At 46.5% G+C, this 21668-nt stretch carries 22 protein-coding genes and 1 pseudogene; 22 read left to right on the top strand and 1 reads right to left on the bottom strand.

The genetic code is table 11. From position 1 onward, the window contains the following. The first annotated feature begins 70 nt into the window (after window positions 1-70). The 19 genes and pseudogenes from cimA to VGK02_05970 all read left to right on the top strand — a co-directional run bounded on the left by cimA (window position 71) and on the right by VGK02_05970 (window position 17861). Complete coding sequence (cimA, locus tag VGK02_05880; GenBank protein ID HEY3374573.1) at window positions 71-1675, top strand: citramalate synthase; 1605 nt, start codon at window positions 71-73, stop codon at window positions 1673-1675. Next, the gene (locus tag VGK02_05885; protein HEY3374574.1) at window positions 1672-2430 is read left to right on the top strand and encodes a fumarylacetoacetate hydrolase family protein; all 759 of its coding nucleotides are present in this window, start codon (window positions 1672-1674) and stop codon (window positions 2428-2430) included. The genes cimA and VGK02_05885 overlap by 4 nt, the downstream gene beginning before the upstream one ends. A 732-nt stretch (window positions 2431-3162) precedes the next feature. Next, a pseudogene (locus tag VGK02_05890) lies at window positions 3163-4187 on the top strand (virulence RhuM family protein). A gap of 475 nt (window positions 4188-4662) precedes the next feature. Further along, entirely contained in the window at window positions 4663-5739 is a 1077-nt protein-coding gene (locus tag VGK02_05895; protein ID HEY3374575.1) for an NAD(P)-dependent alcohol dehydrogenase, read from the top strand. Between the two features lie 190 nt (window positions 5740-5929). Next, window positions 5930-6346: a cupin domain-containing protein gene (locus VGK02_05900; GenBank protein ID HEY3374576.1), complete on the top strand. Its 417-nt coding sequence runs from the start codon at window positions 5930-5932 to the stop codon at window positions 6344-6346. A gap of 153 nt (window positions 6347-6499) precedes the next feature. Continuing rightward, entirely contained in the window at window positions 6500-8260 is a 1761-nt protein-coding gene (locus tag VGK02_05905) for an AAA family ATPase (protein HEY3374577.1), read from the top strand. Between the two features lie 78 nt (window positions 8261-8338). Continuing rightward, window positions 8339-8740: a hypothetical protein gene (locus VGK02_05910; protein HEY3374578.1), complete on the top strand. Its 402-nt coding sequence runs from the start codon at window positions 8339-8341 to the stop codon at window positions 8738-8740. Between the two features lie 431 nt (window positions 8741-9171). Beyond that, a complete protein-coding gene (locus VGK02_05915; protein HEY3374579.1) occupies window positions 9172-9420 on the top strand; it encodes a ribbon-helix-helix protein, CopG family in 249 nt (82 codons plus the stop codon). Continuing rightward, window positions 9417-9842 (top strand): putative toxin-antitoxin system toxin component, PIN family, encoded by a 426-nt coding sequence (locus VGK02_05920; protein HEY3374580.1) that lies wholly within the window; start codon window positions 9417-9419, stop codon window positions 9840-9842. Before VGK02_05915 ends, VGK02_05920 begins: the two co-directional genes overlap by 4 nt. Window positions 9843-10279: 437 nt before the next feature. Beyond that, window positions 10280-10450 (top strand): hypothetical protein, encoded by a 171-nt coding sequence (locus tag VGK02_05925; protein HEY3374581.1) that lies wholly within the window; start codon window positions 10280-10282, stop codon window positions 10448-10450. 1 nt (window position 10451) lies between these two features. After that, complete coding sequence (locus VGK02_05930; protein ID HEY3374582.1) at window positions 10452-11510, top strand: alpha/beta fold hydrolase; 1059 nt, start codon at window positions 10452-10454, stop codon at window positions 11508-11510. Between the two features lie 80 nt (window positions 11511-11590). Beyond that, a complete protein-coding gene (locus tag VGK02_05935) occupies window positions 11591-11998 on the top strand; it encodes a hypothetical protein (GenBank protein HEY3374583.1) in 408 nt (135 codons plus the stop codon). Next, complete coding sequence (locus tag VGK02_05940) at window positions 11995-12618, top strand: hypothetical protein (protein HEY3374584.1); 624 nt, start codon at window positions 11995-11997, stop codon at window positions 12616-12618. Before VGK02_05935 ends, VGK02_05940 begins: the two co-directional genes overlap by 4 nt. 250 nt (window positions 12619-12868) lie before the next feature. Then, window positions 12869-13633: a MerR family transcriptional regulator gene (locus VGK02_05945; GenBank protein HEY3374585.1), complete on the top strand. Its 765-nt coding sequence runs from the start codon at window positions 12869-12871 to the stop codon at window positions 13631-13633. Between the two features lie 321 nt (window positions 13634-13954). Further along, window positions 13955-15166 carry a trypsin-like peptidase domain-containing protein gene (locus VGK02_05950; protein ID HEY3374586.1) on the top strand — a complete coding sequence of 404 codons (1212 nt, stop codon included), beginning with the start codon at window positions 13955-13957 and terminating at the stop codon, window positions 15164-15166. A 78-nt stretch (window positions 15167-15244) separates the two neighbouring features. After that, the gene (locus VGK02_05955) at window positions 15245-15976 is read left to right on the top strand and encodes an ABC transporter ATP-binding protein (protein ID HEY3374587.1); all 732 of its coding nucleotides are present in this window, start codon (window positions 15245-15247) and stop codon (window positions 15974-15976) included. After that, entirely contained in the window at window positions 15973-17226 is a 1254-nt protein-coding gene (locus tag VGK02_05960; protein HEY3374588.1) for an ABC transporter permease, read from the top strand. The genes VGK02_05955 and VGK02_05960 overlap by 4 nt, the downstream gene beginning before the upstream one ends. A 65-nt stretch (window positions 17227-17291) precedes the next feature. Further along, entirely contained in the window at window positions 17292-17588 is a 297-nt protein-coding gene (locus VGK02_05965; protein ID HEY3374589.1) for a PAS domain S-box protein, read from the top strand. Beyond that, entirely contained in the window at window positions 17589-17861 is a 273-nt protein-coding gene (locus VGK02_05970) for a hypothetical protein (GenBank protein HEY3374590.1), read from the top strand. Between the two features lie 89 nt (window positions 17862-17950). Here VGK02_05970 and VGK02_05975 read toward each other — a convergent pair whose 3' ends face one another. Then, a complete protein-coding gene (locus tag VGK02_05975) occupies window positions 17951-18577 on the bottom strand; it encodes a DUF308 domain-containing protein (GenBank protein ID HEY3374591.1) in 627 nt (208 codons plus the stop codon). 225 nt (window positions 18578-18802) lie between these two features. On the opposite strand from VGK02_05975, the gene VGK02_05980 reads away from it, so the two are divergent. The 3 genes from VGK02_05980 to VGK02_05990 all read left to right on the top strand — a co-directional run bounded on the left by VGK02_05980 (window position 18803) and on the right by VGK02_05990 (window position 21581). Continuing rightward, entirely contained in the window at window positions 18803-19696 is an 894-nt protein-coding gene (locus VGK02_05980) for an MBL fold metallo-hydrolase (GenBank protein ID HEY3374592.1), read from the top strand. Window positions 19697-19842: 146 nt separating this feature from the next. Continuing rightward, a complete protein-coding gene (locus VGK02_05985; protein HEY3374593.1) occupies window positions 19843-20136 on the top strand; it encodes a YerC/YecD family TrpR-related protein in 294 nt (97 codons plus the stop codon). Window positions 20137-20246: 110 nt separating this feature from the next. Then, complete coding sequence (locus VGK02_05990) at window positions 20247-21581, top strand: GGDEF domain-containing protein (GenBank protein ID HEY3374594.1); 1335 nt, start codon at window positions 20247-20249, stop codon at window positions 21579-21581. Window positions 21582-21668 lie beyond the last annotated feature (87 nt).

A 21668-nucleotide genomic window follows, 5' to 3' on the forward strand; every position in this document is an offset into this window, starting at 1 on the left:
CGGCTGTATTACGCCGATAATTTAGTAAGTGCGATGTAAGAAATAAAAGTAGTTACGCGGGAAGTTTGATATGGTTAACGTTACACTATACGACACGACACTGCGAGACGGCGCGCAGCGGGAGGGCATTTCCTTCTCGGTGGCCGATAAATTAAAGATAGTACGCGAGCTGGATAAGCTTGGTATCCACTATATAGAGGGTGGCTGGCCGGGCTCTAATCCAAAAGATAACGAGTTCTTCAAGCTTGCCAAAAATGTAAAACTGAAGAATTCAAAAATCGTCGCGTTCGGGAGCACGCGCCGCAAAGGCGTTAGCCCCGAAGACGACCAAGTCCTTAAGAATCTTGTTGCATGCGGTGTGGGCGCTGCCTGTATCGTGGGAAAGGCATGGGACGCTCACGTTACGCACGCCTTAAACACGACCCCCGATGAGAATCTCAAGATGATCGCCGACTCGGTCGCATTCTTAAAGAAGAACGGGCTCGAAGTGTTTTTTGACGCCGAGCATTTCTTTGACGGATATAAAAGCAATCCTGAGTATGCCCTGGCAACGCTGCAAGCAGCCGAGGAAGCCGGTGTTGATTGCCTGGTACTCTGCGATACGAACGGCGGCATGCTTCCCCACGATATCAAAGAGATTATTACCACAGTGAAGCAGCGTGTACGTACGCCGCTTGGTGTGCACGCGCATAATGATTCAGATTGCGCAGTCGCCAATTCAATAGTCGCGGTGCAAGCAGGCGCGACCCATGTGCAAGGTACGATCAACGGCTACGGTGAGCGTTGCGGTAACGCGAACCTGTGCTCCGTTATAGCGGCGCTTCAACTTAAGCTCGGGATTGAACTAATCCAGCCCGAGCAGCTCAAACTCTTAACCGAAGTGTCGCACTTTGTAAGCGAAATCGCGAATTTAAGCCCGTATCCGCAGCAGCCCTATGTGGGGCAGAGCGCGTTTGCGCACAAAGCCGGTATCCATACCAGCGCTGTCGAACGTGAAGATACGCTTTATGCACATATCGATCCAAGTTTGATCGGCAACATTCAGCGCGTTGTGGTGAGTGAGCTTGCGGGTCGCAGCACGATCATCATGAAAGCCCAGGAGCTTGGCATCGATCTTTCGAGCCAGCCGCATCGCGTTAACGATATCCTCAACCGCATCAAGGGCTTGGAGCACGTCGGGTATCATTTCGAAGCGGCCGATGCGTCGCTCGAGATTTTCCTGCGCAGATCACTCGGGATACTGCCGGTCTTCTTTAAGCTGGAGCGGTTCCGGGTAATCATGGAGAAGCGCGAAGACGGCCATGTTGCGACCGAAGCATCGATTAAGCTTGAGGTCGGCGGCAAAGAAGTCATAACGGCGGCCGAAGGAAACGGTCCGGTGAACGCGCTCGATTCGGCGCTACGAAAAGCCATACAATCCGTCTACCCGGCGCTCTCTGAAATCGAGCTCAACGATTTTAAAGTGCGTGTCCTCGACGAGAAAAAGGGAACGGGCGCTGTTACCAGGGTTCTTATCGAGAGCGGTGACGGCCAGAAGACATGGGGCACAATCGGCGTGTCGGAAAACATCATCGAAGCAAGCTGGCAGGCACTGGTTGACAGTGTTGAATACGGCTTGATGCACAAGCGTGTGCACGTAACTAACGGTCTCAAGATGAACGGGGATGCAAATTGAAATTCGTTCGTTTTTCGTACGGCGGCCCGGTCGCATTCGGGCTCTTAGAAGGAAATACCGTTCGCCTGATCAAGGGAAATCCGCTCGAAGATTATACTCCTACAAAAATGGGGTACCCGCTTGATAAAGTGCGGTTGCTTGAGCCGGTCCTCCCGTCGAAAATCATCTGCGTGGGCTTAAACTACACCGACCATGCCGCAGAGCTCGGTATGGCCATGCATGATAACCCTATCATATTCTTAAAGCCGCCATCGTCTGTTACCAGAACAAACGATGATATTATCTATCCTGAAATGAGTCAACAGGTTGATTATGAAGGCGAGCTTGCCATTGTAATCAAGGGTATCGCTCGCAAGGTGAGCGTAGGGCGGGCGAAAGAGCATATCATGGGTTATACCTGCGCTAACGATGTTACCGCCCGCGACCTGCAAAACCAGGACGGCCAGTGGACCAGGGCAAAGAGCTTTGATACGTTTGCCCCGATCGGCCCCTGCATCGAGACCGAAATCGACCCGAGCGACTTGCATATCGAGACCAGGGTCAACGGTGAGGTCAAGCAGTCTTCAACAACCGCTAATATGTATTTCAAACCGGATTACCTCGTGTCATTCATCTCAAATATTATGACCTTATGCCCGGGCGACGTTATCCTCACCGGTACACCGCCAGGCGTCGGCCCCATCCAGCCCGGCGACCAGGTAGAAGTAGAAATCGAAGGCATCGGGATGCTATCCAATAAAGTCACCCGCCCGTAAGATGCCTCCAACAGTACTGGTCGCCTAATCCTCATTTAATGATGACTCTCACGATTTCTTCGAGAGTTCGAATCCGATCCGGGGAGCCAAGATGGAAGAATCTGGCAATACAGGCGTTTTAGGGCTCTGTAGAGCTAAAATATCGGTTCGAATTTTTGCGAAAGTTTGGACCAAAAATAACTCAATTTATCGAAAATGGCTCTGCACAGCCATTTTTTTGGTTCGAAGATTGACCGCTCCGGGGTCTAAAAATACTGAGAAAATTGCTTTTTTTCTAATAACACAACCGTAGTATAATGTGAATCATCAATACTAATAGAGGAGTTTAATATGTCGAAAACGACTGAAATTTCTATCCGATGCTTGCATTGTCAACAGTGGTTTAGTTCTCCGATATGGATTGGCGACAGCGAGTCATTTGATACCTCAACTTTGTTTGCTAACCAAGCTCAGTGTCCTCATTGTGGCAAAATGACAGGCTGCAACAAAGAAAATTTCCATGCTCGGTTTGAAGACGGCGGTTTTATAGGAATCGAGACTTAAAGAAACTATCTTTAGTGTTTTTAATTAATACTAAGCACATAAACACAAATGCTCTAAAAGCTCGAAGATTACTAGATCCCAGGATCATCCTTTGCTCAGAAAAGGCCAACACGACAAAATCCCATTTTAGGCCATGCAAACCTGTTGTATAATGAGGGCGCAAAGTAAAGCGAAGAGAATACTACGATGATGAAAAACAATCCAGAATCACAACTAATCATTTATAAATCCGAAGATGGCCAAACTAAGATTGACGTTCGTTTTGACGGCGAAACAGTTTGGCTCACGCAAAAACTCTTGGCCGAGCTTTTTCAGGTTACTGTTCCAACTATTAATGAACACATAAGGAACATTTACCAAGAAGGAGAATTAAGCAAAGATTCAACTATTAGGAAATTCCGAATAGTTCAAAATGAAGGCGAAAGAGAAGTCGAAAGAGAAGTCGATTTTTACAATCTCGATCTCATCATCTCTGTTGGTTATCGTGTTAAAAGCTCTATCGCAACAGCATTTCGCCAATGGGCAACAGCACGTCTGCGTGAATATATCGTCAAAGGTTTTGTATTAGACGATGAACGCCTTAAGAACCCAGATTTACCTTTTGACTATTTCGAAGAATTACTGCTTCGCATTCAAGATATCCGCACTTCTGAAAAACGCTTTTACAGAAAGATCACTGATATCTATGCGACCAGTGTTGATTATGATCCGACCGATGAAACAAGCATCCTGTTTTTTAAAACGGTGCAAAACAAAGTCCACTACGCTATTACCGGCCAAACAGCCCCCGAGATTATAAGTTCTCGCGCTGATAGCCAAAAGCCATTTATGGGTCTTACTTCGTGGCGCGGTACAAAACCCCGCAAAGATGATGTGACGATCGCTAAAAACTATTTGAAAGACCGGAACTGCTTGCACTCAACAATCTTGTTGAGCAGTATCTTGTGTTTGCTGAAGGCCAGGCTATGCGGCGCGTACCAATGTATATGAAGGATTGGATAGAAAAACTACACGGCTTCCTAAAACTAAACGACAGAGATATCTTAACTGATGCTGGCAAAGTATTACATGAGCTAGCAGTAGAAATAGCCGAAAAGCACTTTGATCAGTACAAGAAGAACGAAGCAAAAAGCATAGGTAATGATTTCGACACAGCAGCACTAAAAGCTGCTCAAATCGCAAAGAAAAAGGTTGCAAAAAAGAAGAAACAATAAGGTTAGACGGTTGCATAAAGGCACAACTGCTCCAAAAGTTCGAAGATTGCCCGATTCGGGGAGCACTGGTAGATTATGGCTTCCCCAGGCCAAAATCTTTTTTGTTTTCAGTTCCTTTGCAATAATATTGCGACTAGATGCTCTCTATACAATTAAGGTTTTTGTGGGATGGCCTTAAATCCAAGCAGAATAATACATCAGGTAGCGAGCCTAAAGTGGCTCGCTTTTTGCGTTTACAATGTCGCAATCCAGTCTCAATGGCTTGGAACACTGTAATCTGCGGCTCCATGTAATGGCTCGCGCTGAGTAGTTATAGTGAATAGGTCGTGGGGAATAATATAAAGCGCGTTCTATCAAATGATCATTAACTGGGAGAATATTTTTGGAACTTTGCTCATATTAACTCAACGTGTCTTTTGGTACTGTGCTTACGTCAAATCCAAGATGAGTAATATCGAAGAAAGGAGAGAATGATATGCCTTCCAACATTGGTTACGCCGCTCCTAGCGCCACTGAACCGCTCGCCCCTTTTGAATTTGAGCGGCAGCCTGTCGGTCCCGAGGATGTGCGCATTGACATCAAGTTCTGCGGTATCTGCCACTCCGATATCCATCAGGTGCGCGATGAGTGGAGCGAGGCTCTCACGACTAACTACCCGTGCATGCCGGGCCACGAAATTGTCGGCATCGTCAAGGAAGTCGGCAGCAATGTTAAAAAGTATGCGGTGGGTGACCGTGTGGGCGTCGGCTGCATGGTTTACTGGGGATCCGAGGATCAGCGTGGCGTCTCGGATGAGCAGTACCAGTCACCACCACCGGTCTTCACATACAACTCAAAGGATCCAAGGACCGGCGAGGTAACGTTTGGGGGATATTCGGACGAGATCGTTGTAAACGAGCACTTTGTGTTGCGCATTCCCGACTCATTGCCGCTGGAGAAGGCTGCCCCAATCCTCTGTGCAGGCGTCACGACGTGGTCGCCGCTGCGGTATTGGAACGTTGGCGCCGGGCACATTGTAGGCGTAGCTGGCATCGGGGGGCTCGGTCACATGGCGGTTCAGCTCGCCAAGGCGAGGGGTGCCGAGAAGGTAATCGCCTTCACGACAACCCCCGATAAGAAGGAGCAGGCGATGCAACTCGGTGCTGACGAAGTTGTGGCGATGAGTGACGCAGACGACGTTGCTGCACGAGCCGCTTCCCTTGACTTTCTATTAGCGACGATTCCTCAAGCTTTCGACATGAAGCCGTACATCTCGCTTCTTAAGCATGACGCAACATTCGTAACAGTAGGTGCGCTGGCTCCTGTTCCGCCCGAGGCAATCGATTTGACCTACGTAACATTGACGCGCACCGCCATCGCCGGTTCTCTGATTGGCAGTATTGAGGAAACCCAAGAGGTGCTCGACTTCTGCGCTGAGCATAACATCACCGCCTCCGTAGAGGTTATTCCGATCAACAAGGTCAACGAGGCATACAACAAAGTCGTCGCTAAGGAGGTTCGCTTCCGTTACGTTATCGATAACTCGACGCTGCCCCTGCCGGGCATACGGTAATTGGCCGTATTCTTGCAACATGAAGGGATATGCCCAGTACGTTTTGAAACTGGTAGCGATAAGGTCGTCCGCCTTGGCGGACGACCCTTCTAAATAAAGCTAGAGAGAATCATGAAAATCATTGACCAAGTTAGTAATGTTTTACAGTATCTCTTCGAAAAATCCTTAATGAATCAATGGAGAATAAGACATGAATAAACCGATCGATTTAAGTGAAAGCATAATCTTCCCGAAAGGTGAAAAACTCCCGAATGACTATTTCATGGGGACAGCATGGCTTGAAACGCTAGTTTCTAATGATAATACCTTTAATTATTCGATAGGTAACGTAACTTTTGAGCCAGGCGCACGAAATAACTGGCACAAACATCCAGGAGGCCAGATTCTGCTTGTTACCGGCGGCAAGGGTTACTATCAGGAAGAAGGCATGCTGGTTCAGGTAATTCAGACAGGGGACGTAGTGAAGATTTATCCGAATGTAAAGCATTGGCACGGTGCCACATCGGATCGTTGGCTTGTGCATATTGCGATTAGCAATGATACTCCGGCGGGAGTCGTCGAGTGGCTGGAACCAGTAACTGATGAAGAATATGACAACTTAGAGTAACATAGTGGATTGTATATGCACCTAGTAAAAAGGCGCATGCTTTAGCCTTGCTGAATTATGCACACAAGCACAATTGCTCCAAAAGTTCGAATCCGATCCGGTCTAAAATGGCTAACTATTGCTAGTCAATCCTATTTGGGCTAGCCTATAAATATGAAACTTAAGTATGTTAATATTGCCAATTTTCGTTCTATCAAAGACATAAGATTTGAATTCCCTCAGTCTGGAATTTTAATTCTAGTAGGCGCAAACAATGCCGGTAAGTCAAACATTATTCGGGCCATTAACAATGTTCTTGGTAGCGATTGGTTTAGCAGTGAGAAGTTAGAAGACCATGATTTCTACAACCGGTGCAAAACAAATGAAATTAAAATTTCCCTAACTTTCGATACTGGGGCAGTAGCTGGCTTTAAATGGTGGACTAATCAGGGCGACTATAAGGGGTTCAAGAGGCTTGGTGTCGGTCAGGATACCTTTATGTCAAACGAGTTCAAAGAGAAATGTCCGTGTACTTATCTTGGTGCTGATAGATCTTTCGATAGACATACATCATTTTATGATTGGACACTTATCGGGAAAATTAGAAAGGCTTTTCATAATCGTGCAGCTCCACTACAAAGCCAACTTCAAGAAAAATACAATGAGCTTGCTAGCGTCTTTGATCAAGTAGATGGGTTCACAGACTTTAAGGACGATTTTGCTAGGTATTTTCAGGAAATGCAGGCCGATACACCTGCTAGATTGTCCATAGATTTTAAGCCGTTCACTCCATCTAACTACTTTAAAACCATGCACATACTCGCTACGGACCCTAACCAAAGTGATGAGCCGCTAGATCTTTCCGAACTTGGTGAAGGAAGTAGAAATATGGTTCTTTTAGCCTTGTTGCGAAGTTATACGGTTAACTTCCGAAATACCCCTGATGAGATAAGCGGGATTCTTGCCTTAGAAGAGCCTGAAATATATCTTCACCCGCAAGCCAGAAGACATCTCTATAAGATTCTTCGAGATATCGCTAATAATGGAATTCAAGTGATTATTTCAACGCATTCTAGCTCTTTCGTTGATACAGAATTTTTCGATTCAATTGGCCAAGTTATTAAAGTGCAAGACGATGAAGAGCCAAACAAGATGCATACGTCGCTCGTTCTGGTGTCCAAAAGCATGCTTGTTGCACAATGTCGCAATACTGGTGTTCCGGCTAATAAGGTTTGCGAAGCCAATATTACTGAATTTTATAAAACAACATCAAACCACCGTTTGAACGAGAGCTTCTTCGCAAAGTTTCTGATATTAGTTGAGGGTGAGACGGAAGAACTAACACTACCCGAACTTTTAGTCGCTGAGTGTATTGACTGTGATTTGCAAGGAATATCCATCATTGCAGTGAAGGGCAAAAATCAAATTCCCAAATATTGGCGATTGTTTAGTCAGTACAAGACCCCTATCATGGTCGTATTTGATAACGATGATGATGGTACCGATGCAAATGGCCAAATGAGGGCTAAGAGAAAATCAAATCTTAATCTGCAGAGTTGCTTTGGCCTAGAACTCGATGAAATAATTGAGAATATCGATATATACAAAACAATTAGCTGCAGATCCGAGCCAAATACACCCCTACTAATTCTAGAGAATGATTTTGAAACCGCATTGCGCAAGGATTTTACCCGCACATTTCCTGGTGAAACCGCATTGCTAGATGATTGGGAGGCTCAAGCTAAGGATTTAATTAAGCCGGTTGGCAATCAGAACAAAGGTCAGATAGCACGTTTTATTGCACGTAAAATGCATGAGACACATCCTGCATATTGCCCTAGTTTCGTTCGCGAAATAGCAAGCATTGTAAAAACACAACTGTTTATGGACACTGAAACAGAGAGTGAACCGGATATTGAAGAAGTGCCATTCTAGCTTCCGGAAAAAGAAACCAGAAATTCATATGTAAAATAACATTTATGGAATTAACGATATTTGGAGGTTTAAATGCAAGTGTCAGCTATCATAGTAGATCCAAGAGAAGAATTCTTCCTCGATGTCATCGATTTTTATCATCAGGGAGTGGAAGCCGAAAAACAATTTGAAATAACTGAGGAGCAAGGTAGCTCGGCTGGTCCTCAAGTTTTAGAAATCTATAGATACGCTAGGGCTGCAATAATCTTAATGGCATGCTCAATTGAATCCCATGTAAATGTGCTGTTGAGAATTGTAAAAGGTTATGATTTAACACAAAAACCCTATAAGCGCATGAGTATTTTCGACAAGCTAAAAGAGCTTGGATTCAATGAGAAAGACCCATTATTTAATAGCTTTGAGGAGCTTAATGATGCGAGGAATAATATTGTCCACGAAAAAGGCGAGATGGATTATTCCAAGTATAATCCAGTCAAATAGATATGGATGAACTTAACGAATATCTAAAATATTCCTGTAAACACTACCGGAAAATCGAATTTGAACAAAAAATCGAAGGGTCTGCAATATCTGCCTCTAGTGTTATAGGCATAAAGAATTAGATTCGAGGCTTTAGGCACTAGCATACATGCACAATTGCTCCAAAAGTTCGAAGATTGCCCGATCCGGGGAGCCAATTGGATTCAAACTGGAAATATAAGCTCTGTAGAGCCGAAATAACGGTTTGAATAATTTGATAACCCCGGGTTGGACGTTATTCAAACCACAATATAATGGCTTTGACGGGCCATTTTTCTATTTTTGGAAAAGTTCGAATCCGCCCCTGGTTTTACATTTAAGTTATCAAAAATGTTCTTGACTATTATTTGTTAATAATATTTAATAATAATTAATAATAACAGGAGGTGATTATGTTGGGAAAATACAAAGTCATAACCGTGTCCATGCCGGAAGAGATTTACGAGCAGGCCGAGGAAGTTGCCAAAGAAGAAGGCAGAACTAGAAGTGAGCTCTTTAGAGAAGCCTTAAGACAATATGTTGACACCAGAACGTGGCGCAAGCTACAGCGGGAAACCGCGGAGCGGGCCAGAAGCTTAGGCGTTACTTCAGACGAAGACGTTGAGCGCATCATTGGGGAACTCCGCGAGCAGACCTCATGAGACTCTTAAGACCAAAAGTAGTCTTAGATACCAATGTCCTTATCTCGGCGCTGGCACTGATTAGCGAATCCTCTGATCAAGTTATCGAACTTGCCAGGAGAGGTGAGATTGAGCTTTGTACCTCTAAGCCCATCCTTGCCGAATTCAAGCGCGTTCTCATGCTGAAATTTCGCTATAGCGAAGCTGAGGCTGATGAACGGTTAGTACTTATTCTTAAAATCGCAACCCTCGTCGATCCAAAAGTTAAGCTCTCTGAGGTTAAAGATGATGAATCCGATAACCGAATCCTCGAATGTGCTTTTGACGCAAAGGCGCAGTTTATTGTTTCAGGAGATAAGCACTTAAAGAACCTGAAAGAGTTTAAAAGTATCAAAATCCTACCGCCCTCAGAATTCATCCGTGATTATTTTAGCGATAGATAATAGCGCATGGTGTTACCAATTTTTCGTACCTTTCGGTACAATATTTAGGTATCTTCTCGACATATCATATTTTATGTGTAAATGCGCATTAATTGTGATAGGCAGCCCCATCTTTGGCTAGGCAATCAAACTGGCAATCTCTGCCAGATTATTGAATAAGTGCGAATCCGGGGAGCCAATATGGTAGATTATAGCATTTAGGGCTCTGTAGAGCTAAAATATCGGTTCGAAATTTTGCTATGATTTGGACCAAAAACTACATAGATTATGAAAAATGGCTTTGAACAGCCATTTTTTGGTTCGAAGATTGTCCGGCCGGGGGTCTGAAAATCATTGAAAAAGTTGCCATTTATCCTATAGTAAGAACAAGTAGCCGTTGGATCATGTTCTACCTGTATGTTGCTAGGTCAAGTTAAGTAATAAAACGGAGAAATATAATGGCGAGAATTTTAATTGTACTCGCAGTAGTAATGCTCGTATCCACATTAATTTGTGGACTTTGGATAAAGTTTTCCGGAAAAGCAGATGCAAGCAGTGTCAACTTCCATATGTGGCCGGCTATTGCAACAACCATTGTTGTTTTAATTGCACTGTTCATAAAGAGGTAATATGAAAGCACTTGTCGTTTTTGATTCAAATTATGGTAATACTCAGAAGATTGCAGAGGCTATCGCAAAGGAACTTGGTGCAAAAGCAGCAACTTTTGATACAAGAGTAAAACTATTTGTTCAGGGAGATGCTATGACCAAAATAGCTAGCGAACTTAAAAGGGCTGGAGCAACGATGACAGACATCCTCTCGATTTACAAAAATTCCGAAGGAAAATCAAGATGTATGGCCTTGTATGAAAAAGCATTGGAACGCTGGCCTGTATCATACGAGCAACTTGATTTGCCGACACGGTTTGGAACCACACACATCATTGTCAGTGGGCAGAAAAATGCACCGCCGCTGATTCTCCTACATGGTCAGTGGGCGAGCGCCATGATGTGGTCTTCTGCTATTGGTGAGCTTAGTAAAAGCCACTTGGTATATGCACTTGACCAAATTGATGATGTTGGCAGGAGCAACCCAACCCACCCTCCTAACAGTCGATCTGATTACGCTGAGTGGCTATTAGATTTGTTTGATCAACTTAAGATTCGACAGGCCGATGTCGCCGGGTTGTCTTACGGTGGTTTCCTGGCTGTGAATTTCGCTTTAAACTCTCCCGACCGGGTGAAGCAGCTCATCCTGCTCTGTCCTGGGGTGCCATCCTTTGGGCCCCCTACCCTAAAGTGGGCGCTTCATGGCATACCGATGATATATTTCCCGTCTCGACTTACTGCTAAGTGGCTTGTTCGGGGGATGACTGCTAAGGGGCATTGTTCCAAAGAGCCCGAAGCGGAGAGGATAATGGCTGGCGCAATGTGTCTGCGGTCCAGGATTCCTTTTCGGCCCATGTTTAGCGATGATGAATTCGCAAACCTCAAAATGCCCGTGCTCTTGCTTGTTGGCGAAGGAGAAGCCATGTATAACGCACAGTCTGCAGTAGATAGAGCGCTACAACTCATTCCTCATATCGAGGCCGAAATTATCCCAGACGCCGGACATATGCTGATATCAGACCAGCCCGAGATCGTAATTAACCGCATTGCTCAGTTTCTTCGCAACAACCGTATCAAGTGATTAGGCATAGCAAGCCTTTCCCATATGAAAAAATGGTGCAGCGTCAAATTTGAAAAATAATTAAATTATAGGAGGATCAAGTGCCTGCAATAAATCGTATATTGAATCTAAAATGGGCAAAAAGAGGAGTACTCGGATCTGTTATCACAATTTTAATTCTAACCGTATTAGAGTTTCCGCCGCCAATTGGCTTTGAAACCAGGCCTCAAAACAATGTCTCGATGATTTGGCTGGTGCTTTTTCTCGCCATTCTAGTTACAGAAATCGCAACTATTCCCCTGATTTTCAAGCGGCCAAAGCTCGGAGCAAATTTTGCCATTGTCGCCGGCGTTCTTAATATTTTCCAAATTTTCGCCGACCAATTACATTTAATGCAACCCGAGGTCGCACCTTTTGGCTACACTTTGCTTGAACTTTCGGTCGGTTTAGTTGCTTTAGCTCTTATATATTTTGCTTGGAACGCAAAACAAGAAAAGACAAATCAATGAGCTTAAACCTGAAAAAATTACCGATGACCCCTTTATCGGGGGCTTTAGCTATAATTTTTTATCTGGGGTTGGCTGTAATATCCTACTCTTTTTATCCGTTGTCTTTTGGCCCAAAGGGGAATTGGCTAAGCGATCTGGGAAACAATAACTTAAACCCCGATGGGGCAATTTACTACCGCCTGTCGGGAATTTTGGGCGGACTTATTTTAATGCTCTTTTTTATAGGGCTAAAGGATTGGTATAAAGGCCAAAAGGGCAAGCAAAAATTATTTATGAGTATTGCCCAAATATTCGGAGTTTCAACCTCTTTCGCTTTTATCATGACCGGATACTTCTCAGAGGACAAACTCGCTCCTCACTCGTTTTGGTCAATAACCAATTATATCTTTTTTGGCACTGCCGTGTTTTTCGTGGGCTTTGCCTTGTTATATGAAAAAGAGATATCAAAGCTTTTCAGCGGTTTCTGTTTTATGGTGGCGATTGTTGATATTGTTTCCGGGTTCTTTGGTAACACGTACTGGCTTGAATGGCTGGTGGTATCGATGCTGCTATTGTTTATTGCGTCGGTGTCTTACATAACAAACAAGCACCTAAACAAGACAAAAGGGGATGAAGAATAGAGCAATTGGAGTGCCCTCTCTGGCAAGTGGGCGAAAGCCTCTTAAGCCTAAACAGATACGCATAAGCACAACTGCTCCAATAGTTCTAAGATTGCCCGATCCGGGTATGCATTTTTCAGGGGCATAATAACACAGGAGAGAACCGCTTTGTAGGGCGGTTTTTCTTATTTCAGATAAGAATTCTTCTCTAAAGCCTGTTGACATTTACGTAACGTAAAGGTATATGCTTTTTGTGTCAGGAGGTGAGAACATGGAATACACAGTGCATAAACTAGGGCGAATAGCAGGTATTAGCACTAGGACGCTGCGCTATTATGATGAAATCGGACTACTTAAGCCGGCAAGAATTAATTCATCAGGATATCGCATTTATGGTCGAGCTGAGATAAATAGACTGCAGCAGATACTTTTTTACAGAGAGCTTGGTGTGAGTTTGGAAGGTATCGGAGACATCATATCTGCGCCGTCTTTTAATGGCGAAAGCGCACTGCGCGAACACCGCGAAAAACTTCTTGAAAAGCGAGAACAATTAGACACCTTGATAGCTAATGTCGATAAAACGTTGGCCCTGACGGAAGGGAGGATCACAATGAGTGACAAGGAAAAGTTTGAAGGCTTTAAACAAAAAATGATTGATGACAATGAGAAAAAATACGGCAAAGAGGCTCGAGCAAAATACGGAGACGAGCAAGTCGACAAATCGAATAAGAAGCTCAAAGGCATGACCGAGGAGCAACATGCTGAAGTTGAAAAATTGTCTGTTGATGTCATGACTACGCTTGCTGAAGCGTTTGCAACCGGTGACCCTGCGGGTGAGCTGGCCCAAAAAGCCGCAGATTTGCATCGCCAATGGTTAAGCAATTATTGGGATGGATACACCAAAGAAGCGCATGCGGGGCTTGCTCAGATGTATGTCGATGATGCAAGATTTACGGCATATTATGATGAGAAGCAACCCGGAACAGCAGAGTTCTTTAGAGACGCTATTCTTATTTACACCGGAATGAAGAAATAAGAACGAATACATTTTTAGAACGCATATAAATACCAGAGATAACCGCTCGGTGAAGCGGTTATCTTATATGTTTTTATGCAATGCGTACCCGAAAAAACTGCCACGATCTATTAATCCATATTAATTAAGCCTTAAAAAGTTGTTCATTTAAGCCGTTGCTGCTCTGTGTCCTTGGCAAGTATGTAAGATGGCTTTTTTAGCGTTGCGTTGGCCGTCATAATGGGTATTTCTACATTAGATGAGCACGGCGGAAGAGACGCCAAAGCGTAGATCGGAGAAACCACGCATTATTGATGATTAATAGACGTGAAAGGATCTGGCATGGAAGAGAGAAGCGATCGCACCGAGAAGGGCTGGGTGCCCCACGAGGTGAATCCTCCAAGTAAACGAACCGGGGGCGTGTCCATGGCATTCGTGGTTGCCGCCATGTTGTTGAGCGCGATCATTGGGGGTTTTGTTATTGCCTATGCACTTCCCTATATGTATGGCAGCACGCCTGGTACTGTATTTGGCGCCCAACCGGTGCAGCAAACCGGCAGTTCGGGGAGTACGCCAAAAGCAGCCGTCGATACGAGCGGGCTGGTAACGCCGGCCATGACGGCGGCAAGAAACCTTATGCCGTCGGTAATCAATGTGGGCGTTATTGCGAACTCTCAGAGCGCATCACAATCTGGCTCTGCACGTGCGGAAGGATCGGGCGTTATCTATACGGCTGATGGCTATATTATCACCAGCAACCATGTTGTGGAGGGGGCTCAGGCCATCACCGTCAATATCGGAGCAGACGAAGAGAGGGCCAGGCTGGTTGCAGTGGACCCAGAGACGGATATCGCGGTCATCAAAGTTAACAGAACCGGCTTACAAGCCGCAGAGCTCGGCTCAACAACAAACTTGGCAATCGGCGCACCGGCAGTTGCCATCGGTAGTCCATTCGGCTTCCAACATACCGTCACCTCCGGCATCATAAGCGGACTCAACCGTAACTTTACGGTGCCGGCAGACCAGCCCGGTGGGACCAGTACAACATATACCGACCTGATTCAAACCGATGCTCCGATAAACCCCGGCAATAGCGGTGGCGCTTTGAGCGATGCAACCGGGAAAGTTATCGGCATTAACACGCTCATAATATCCTCTACCGGGGCAAACGACGGCATCGGCTTCGCCATTCCTATAGAGACCGCAAAAAGCGTTGCCGGCCAGCTCATCCAAAACGGTAAAGCAAGCCATCCGTACATTGGCATACTCGGTGGCGATGTTAATGATCTCGCGCAAGGGGAAATCGAGAATAATCCGGATATCGATGAAGGCGTATTAATTGTGCAAGTTACCCCCGGCGATCCGGCGGCGCAGGCGGGGTTAAAGAAAGGGGATATTATCATCGCTATTAACGGTAAGAAGGTTACGGGAATGGCCGACCTTGTTGCTGCAATGAGAGCCAGCAAAGTTGGGGGCACAGTCGATGTTACGTTCCTTAGAAACGGCAAGAAAGACAATGTCTCGCTAACACTGGCCGAGAACCCGAAAGGGTAAACACCGCTCTAATTCATTCGAGCTAGCTAGAGTAAGGCTGCAGTTGGTCTGCATCCGGAGCTGAAAGAAGAGGTTGAAATGAGCACGGTAATAGAGCTGCATAGCCTTAGAAAAGTATATAGGACGGGTGAAGAAGACACAGTCGCCCTTAAAGGCATCGATCTGACAATCGACAGAGGCGAATTTGTCGCGATTATGGGCCCATCCGGCTCAGGAAAATCGACGTTGATGCATATTTTGGGGCTGTTAGATACGCCGACCTATGGAATATATATTCTCGACGGCCAGGATGTCAGCGGGCTTAGGTCGCAGCAACAAGCCGTGATCCGCAACCAAGAGATCGGGTTCGTGTTTCAACAGTTCAATTTACTTGCCCGGACAACGGTGCTCGACAATGTCCTGTTGCCGACCATATACGGGAGGCTGCCTAATGCCAGGACGAGGGCAATAGAGGTAATCGATGAGGTGGGGCTTAGCGATCGCATCAGCTACAAGAGCAATCAATTATCGGGCGGGCAGATACAAAGAGTAGCGATTGCGCGCGCCCTTATTATGAATCCATCTATCATACTTGCCGATGAGCCCACGGGAAACCTGGACACTAAAACGTCAAAAGAGATTATGCAGCTGTTTCGCGATATTAACGAGAACGGTGCGACGGTTATTCTCATCACTCATGAACGCGATGTCGCACGGTATGCCGATCGTACCATCAGGCTCAGAGATGGCGAAATCGTATCGTCAACGTATGCGGGGCAGATTAAGCGCTATATCGACAGATTATTATGTGAGCGAGGTCGGGCGGCATGAAACTTGTAACGATAATCAGGCAATCCTTAAAGGCGATTTTCGCTAATAAAGGCAGAAGCTTTCTTACTATTCTTGGGATTATCATCGGGATTGGTTCCGTCATTGCGCTTATATCGCTCGGCACAGGGGTAAGAGCTAGTATTTCGGATCGGATATCAACACTCGGTGCCACCAATATTATTGTTTTACCCGGCTCCGGATTTAGGGGCGGCTCATCCAGCTCTAGCGGTAATCAGGGAAGAGGTCCGCAGGGCGGCTTAGGGGAGACCGCCTCGACGCTAACACTGCAAGATTTAAGATCGCTTTCGGATACAGCTAAACACCCTAAGATTAGACGCCTTACCGGTCAGATTTCCGGCTCTACTGTGCTTACGACTACAGCAGGCGGTCAGCGTTTTACCGCGCTGGGCACCTCGGATTCCTATTTCGGAATCGAGAATTTAAGCATTCAAGATGGTAGATTGTACAATGCGCACGACATAAATACTAAAGCGAAAGCGGTTGTCTTGGGCAATCAACTCGCAAAGGACGTTTACGGTAATAAAAATCCCGTTGGCGAGACGCTTACCGTTGAGAACACATCGTATAATGTTATTGGTGTGCTGAAGAAAGCCAACGAAAGCGGCTTCAGCAACCCAAATAACCAGGCGTTTATTCCATATACAGCGGCACAGCAAACCTTTAATACGGATAATTTCAGCTCGATTATCGTGCAGGCCAAGACCGAGGGCGACGTCAATAAAGCGAAAGACGATATTACAAAGACGCTTCTTGCAAATCACAAGATAACCAATTCGAAACTGGCCGATTTTAACGTCAACAGCTCGGCCGACCTGCTATCGACGGTCAACCAGATAACGGGTATTCTCACATCGCTTCTTGCCGGTATCGCCGCTATCTCGCTGGTGGTCGGCGGCATCGGCATTATGAACATCATGCTGGTATCGGTTACCGAAAGAACTCGTGAAATCGGCTTGCGAAAAGCCGTAGGGGCAAAGACCAGCGATATTCTCGGCCAGTTCATAGCGGAAGCGCTTTTACTAACGGTGTTCGGCGGCCTTATCGGTATCGGTTTGGGCGTTCTTGTCGGTAGGCTTATAGCGCCGAGCATAGGATTTACCCCTATCGTCACGACGAGCGCTATCCTGCTGGCTGTCGGTGTATCGAGCGCCGTCGGCCTGATCTTCGGTATCTATCCGGCGGCGAGAGCTGCGTTGCTTAATCCGATCGATGCTCTACGATACGAGTAATCGCAAAAGGCGGCTCAGGGCGCCCGGCGTGTCGGAAGCAGATATTATACCGGGGAGTTAAACGATTGCTTTTTCCGACGGAAACCCTCCTTGAATCCAACATAATAACCATAATTTTCGCCACAGTGCTCGCTATCGTTATATCGTATTTTGTGCTGCGACGTCGCAACGTACTCTACGAAGTAGCCATCGATGAGATTATCGAGCGCAAGCGCTCTGAAGAAGCGCTACAAGAATCGGAAGAGAGATACCGCACGATGTTTGAGACCATGGCGCAGGGGGCGGTCTACCAAGACGCCGAAGGCAGAATAATCACCGCTAATAAAGCTGCCGAGCGAATATTGGGACTGACGCTTGACTAGATGAAGGGTTTAACATCAACCGATCCTCGTTGGAAGGCAATTCACGAAGACAGCTCGGATTTACCCGGAGACAGACATCCTGCTATGGTAGCGCTGAAAACAGGTACAGAGGTGCGGCACGTTGTAGCGGGTATTTATAATTCTCGAGAAGAACGTCATCGATGGATCTCAGTCAACGCCATTCCGCAGCTCATATTTAACGAGGTTATGCGCTGTGCCGGTGGTAAATTATCTGACGATCTGGCGCTATTTACACTGTCGATAAAACGGTAAAAATAACGAAGAACAAGACGCCCTCACTAGGAAGGGCGTCTAACCTGATTACATCATCATTCGTTTTTGTTCTGCGGCCCACTAAGGTTCTACGCAACGCGTTTCTCAGAAGGCCCGGCTTGTGCAGCTCTCATAGAAATCATTTCTGGCAATCTGCGCATTTCAAACGCCGTTGTGATTTCCATAGTGCCGATCACGATAGCCCAGATTCCGACTACCGCGATGGTGACAGCGAGCGTTAATATCGGGCGATACAGTGCAAATAGGCCTAGAGTGGTCACTAGAATTCCTGCGGCGAGCCCGAGCCCCCAGTAGTTGATATTGTCACGATTGGCAATAGAGCCTACGATAGCCGCAATTCCTGAAATCACAAGCCAAATTCCGATAAATAAGGCTAATGTAACAAGAGAGAATGCTGCAAACGACGGATAGGCAATTATCGCGATACCGATGATGGCGCTTATAATACCTATCGTGACATTCCAGACCCTCGAACCACCGCTAGAAGATGGGGAAAACATCTGGAAAATACCTCGCACGATCAGGACCGCACCAACGAAGTATGCTAGAGAGAGCAGTGTCCAATTTATGGCTAAAATAATAATTCCAGCAATTATCGACAAGATACCGTTTGCGAGGAATAGCCACCAGCTTCTGCTAATCTGCTCGGCCTCAGCTCGCGTCATGTTGTTCATATCCGAAGTAGGATTCATCATGGCCGTTATACCTCCTTTCAGGGAGGTTCGCGTTGGAAGGATATTTGTTTGATATATTGATTATTCCGTGTATCACAGGAATCAAACTCTTGATTCCGGCTTGTGACTTGAATGAAGCAGAGATGACCGGCATGAGCCGGGGCTGCGGGCGCATTTTTGCTAAACTTGTTTCATATAGGCTATAAATGAAGATAAATAGAGGCAACAAAGGGGAGATCGATAACGATGCCCGAGCTCGTCCAGGTTAACGAAGATGTATACTACTTGTCGAATCACCAGAACTACGGCGTTATCCGCGTTGGCGATGGTGAGTGCCTGGTCATCGACACCGGCGTGGGCGACAAACAAGCCCAAATGATTTTAGCGGCGCTTGCGGCCGAAAAATTGCGCCCGGTTGCAATACTCAATACGCACTCGCATGCCGATCACTATGGCGGCAATAGCTATATTGTCAAGCAAACCGGATGCAAGGTCTACGCACCGCCGGTTGAAGCAGCGATTATGACAAATCCATCGCTGGAACCGTTCTATATTTACGGCGCCAATCCACCGCAAGAACTCACCCAGCGAATTCTCATGGGTACTAAATCGCCGGTTGATGAGCTGCTTGAAACGCCCGAGGTGACGATTGGAGCCAAACAGGTGAAGGTCGTGCCGCTTGACGGGCACTCGCCGAATCAGATGGGAGTAATCATCGATGATGTTTTTTTCTGCGGCGACAGCGTGTTCTCCCAGCAAGCGTGGGAGCGGTTTGTCCTCGTATATGCCGTGGATATCGGGCGTATGATGAAATCGATTGAGCGGCTCGGCACGGTAGGAGCGAAAAGCTTTGTGCCCTCGCACGCAACTCCTACCGGCGACATATCGGAGCTGGCCACTTTTAATGCGACACGGATACAAGCGCTGACCGATGATATCGCACATATCCTTACCGTACCCGCCGAGGCGACAACCGTTCTACAAGAGATATGTATGCGTTACGGTCTGGCGATACGGTCGCTGCAGCAGTATTACCTCTCGCTCAACACCGTAAAAGCGTACCTGAGCTACCTGTATGAGCAGACCGTTATAACGTACGAACTCGATTCCAGCAGGTTATTGTGGCGCACCTTAGAATAAGCGCATTTTAAGCGCAAACACGTGCTCTCACTATGAACAAAAATCTTTTTGTAAACCCTCGCTTCCAGAAGCAGAATGCGATACTTTTTTATGCTAAAATAATAAAGTGGTAATCTGTTGAACTCCCGCTATTTTGGAGGTGTACTGTGTCCGTCGACGACAAGATAAAGACAGATCAGGTCGATGACCTCTTTGAAGCAATCCTGAAGCTTAAAACCAGGGATGAAGTGTACAAGTTTCTCGAGGATTTATGCACTATCGCTGAAATCAAATCGATGGCGCAGCGCTGGGCAGTCGCCAGAAAACTCGATGCCGGCGAAACCTATATCGATATCGCAACAGACACGGGCGCAAGCACCGCTACAATTAGCAGGGTAAAGCGCTACCTCGAATATGGCGCCGACGGCTACCGCCTTATCTTAGACCGCATGGAAGATTAATAGCCGGCGCGATGACTTAACTACCCCCCGCTCCGAGATATCCCTGCACTTAAAGTTAGCAGCTACCGATGCCGATATGGTATTAATAGCTATTACTTAAGGGGTACCTATTGAATAAGCTCGATTTATTAGATGATAGGCGTGCGCATCTGTCATTTAAGTTGAGCATTATATCGATCGTTCTCGTCGCTACCGTCTTTACGATTTTCGCTTCATTCACCCTGAATCATTACACCCAGATTATTGGACAAGAGCGCAAAGAGCAGTTGTTGGCTATTACAAACGCCGCAGTAGCCGGACTTGGTTCGCTCAACATTACTGATGCCCGCACTAGCGAGCGAGTGCTCGATGAAATCGCCGGAAGCAGCTCCGATATACAAGCTGTTGTACTGTACTCCGCCGGCGAGTCGGGTGAGGCACAAGAGGTAGCGCGCAACACGGGGGCTTTGCTTGCGTCGAGCGCAGCTATTAATGCGCCTTCGTTAAATGCGCTTCAGCCGGGCCATCCGTACTACGGAGAGCTAAAAGTTACGAATGGTAGAACTATGGTCTATACAACCGCGCTTATTCAAAGTCGCGGGGGAGCGCAAGCAATGCTTGCAATATATGCGAAAGGCGTGCCGGCAGCAACCGTTGAACGGTATGCTATGTTGACGTATGCAGAGGCGCTCATCGCCATAATAGCGCTCTGCGGATTTCTCTTTGTAGTTCACAAAAAAGAGGTTTTTACCCCGCTTTCAAAACTGCTTGCTTGTGCACGTGAGGCAACCGGTAACTCGGCGGGCATACCGAACAACATGGTATATGATGAGTTTGGCGAACTCTCGTATGAGCTTAACCTAATGGCGTGCGAGCTCTTTAGCAATCGCGAAGAAAAACAGCGTTTGCTCACTGAATTGCGCGAAAAACAGCATGAAGTTGAAGTGAAATCGAGCACCGACTTTCTGACGGGCCTTGAAAACGACCGTTCGTTTCTCGAAAAGCTCGATATTGAGATTAACCGGGCATCAAGGGCCGAGCAGACCGTCTCGCTTCTACTGTGCGACATCGATGTTTTCAAAGCATTCAATGAAGAGAACGGCCGCATATTGGGCGATAGGGCGCTTCTGGATGTTGCCAAGCTCATAAAGAAGCTGATCAGAGATTACGATGTAGCCGCGCGATATGACGGCGAAGGATTTGCAGCCATTGTCAACGATACCGACGCAAGCGTTGCTTATTCAGTCGGCGAGCGGATTCGCAAGGCCATTGAAGCGCATGAGTTTACGGCTTGTGAGGGGACTGCACAGCTAACGATAAGCATCGGGATAGCCACGTACCCGACCGACGCGGTTCGAAAAGACCTCTTAATCGGCGCCGCCGAGTTCGCGCTCGAGCAAGCCAGGAAAAACGGCGGAAACAAGACCGCTGTCTTTACTAACGTCGGAGCCAGCGCCAGCGCCTAATCTGGTACAACTACTGGTCTTAGCATAGCAAACCCCGTTTAAACCGGATGATTTTAACAAACCAATTTCCGCTAAGGCCTCACTATA

Source organism: Candidatus Aquicultor sp., from assembly GCA_036504445.1.
Classification (GTDB): Bacteria; Actinomycetota; Aquicultoria; order Aquicultorales; family Aquicultoraceae; genus DASXVE01.

Bases quoted from the DNA above. Each gene is read 5' to 3' on its own strand.
- cimA (HEY3374573.1), top strand. From the start codon at position 71: ATGGTTAACGTTACACTATACGACACGACACTGCGAGACGGCGCGCAG.
- VGK02_05895 (HEY3374575.1), top strand. From the start codon at position 4,663: ATGCCTTCCAACATTGGTTACGCCGCTCCTAGCGCCACTGAACCGCTC.
- VGK02_05900 (HEY3374576.1), top strand. From the start codon at position 5,930: ATGAATAAACCGATCGATTTAAGTGAAAGCATAATCTTCCCGAAAGGT.
- VGK02_05905 (HEY3374577.1), top strand. From the start codon at position 6,500: ATGAAACTTAAGTATGTTAATATTGCCAATTTTCGTTCTATCAAAGAC.
- VGK02_05915 (HEY3374579.1), top strand. From the start codon at position 9,172: ATGTTGGGAAAATACAAAGTCATAACCGTGTCCATGCCGGAAGAGATT.
- VGK02_05920 (HEY3374580.1), top strand. From the start codon at position 9,417: ATGAGACTCTTAAGACCAAAAGTAGTCTTAGATACCAATGTCCTTATC.
- VGK02_05925 (HEY3374581.1), top strand. From the start codon at position 10,280: ATGGCGAGAATTTTAATTGTACTCGCAGTAGTAATGCTCGTATCCACA.
- VGK02_05930 (HEY3374582.1), top strand. From the start codon at position 10,452: ATGAAAGCACTTGTCGTTTTTGATTCAAATTATGGTAATACTCAGAAG.
- VGK02_05940 (HEY3374584.1), top strand. From the start codon at position 11,995: ATGAGCTTAAACCTGAAAAAATTACCGATGACCCCTTTATCGGGGGCT.
- VGK02_05945 (HEY3374585.1), top strand. From the start codon at position 12,869: ATGGAATACACAGTGCATAAACTAGGGCGAATAGCAGGTATTAGCACT.
- VGK02_05950 (HEY3374586.1), top strand. From the start codon at position 13,955: ATGGAAGAGAGAAGCGATCGCACCGAGAAGGGCTGGGTGCCCCACGAG.
- VGK02_05955 (HEY3374587.1), top strand. From the start codon at position 15,245: ATGAGCACGGTAATAGAGCTGCATAGCCTTAGAAAAGTATATAGGACG.
- VGK02_05960 (HEY3374588.1), top strand. From the start codon at position 15,973: ATGAAACTTGTAACGATAATCAGGCAATCCTTAAAGGCGATTTTCGCT.
- VGK02_05970 (HEY3374590.1), top strand. From the start codon at position 17,589: ATGAAGGGTTTAACATCAACCGATCCTCGTTGGAAGGCAATTCACGAA.
- VGK02_05975 (HEY3374591.1), bottom strand. From the start codon at position 18,577: ATGATGAATCCTACTTCGGATATGAACAACATGACGCGAGCTGAGGCC.
- VGK02_05980 (HEY3374592.1), top strand. From the start codon at position 18,803: ATGCCCGAGCTCGTCCAGGTTAACGAAGATGTATACTACTTGTCGAAT.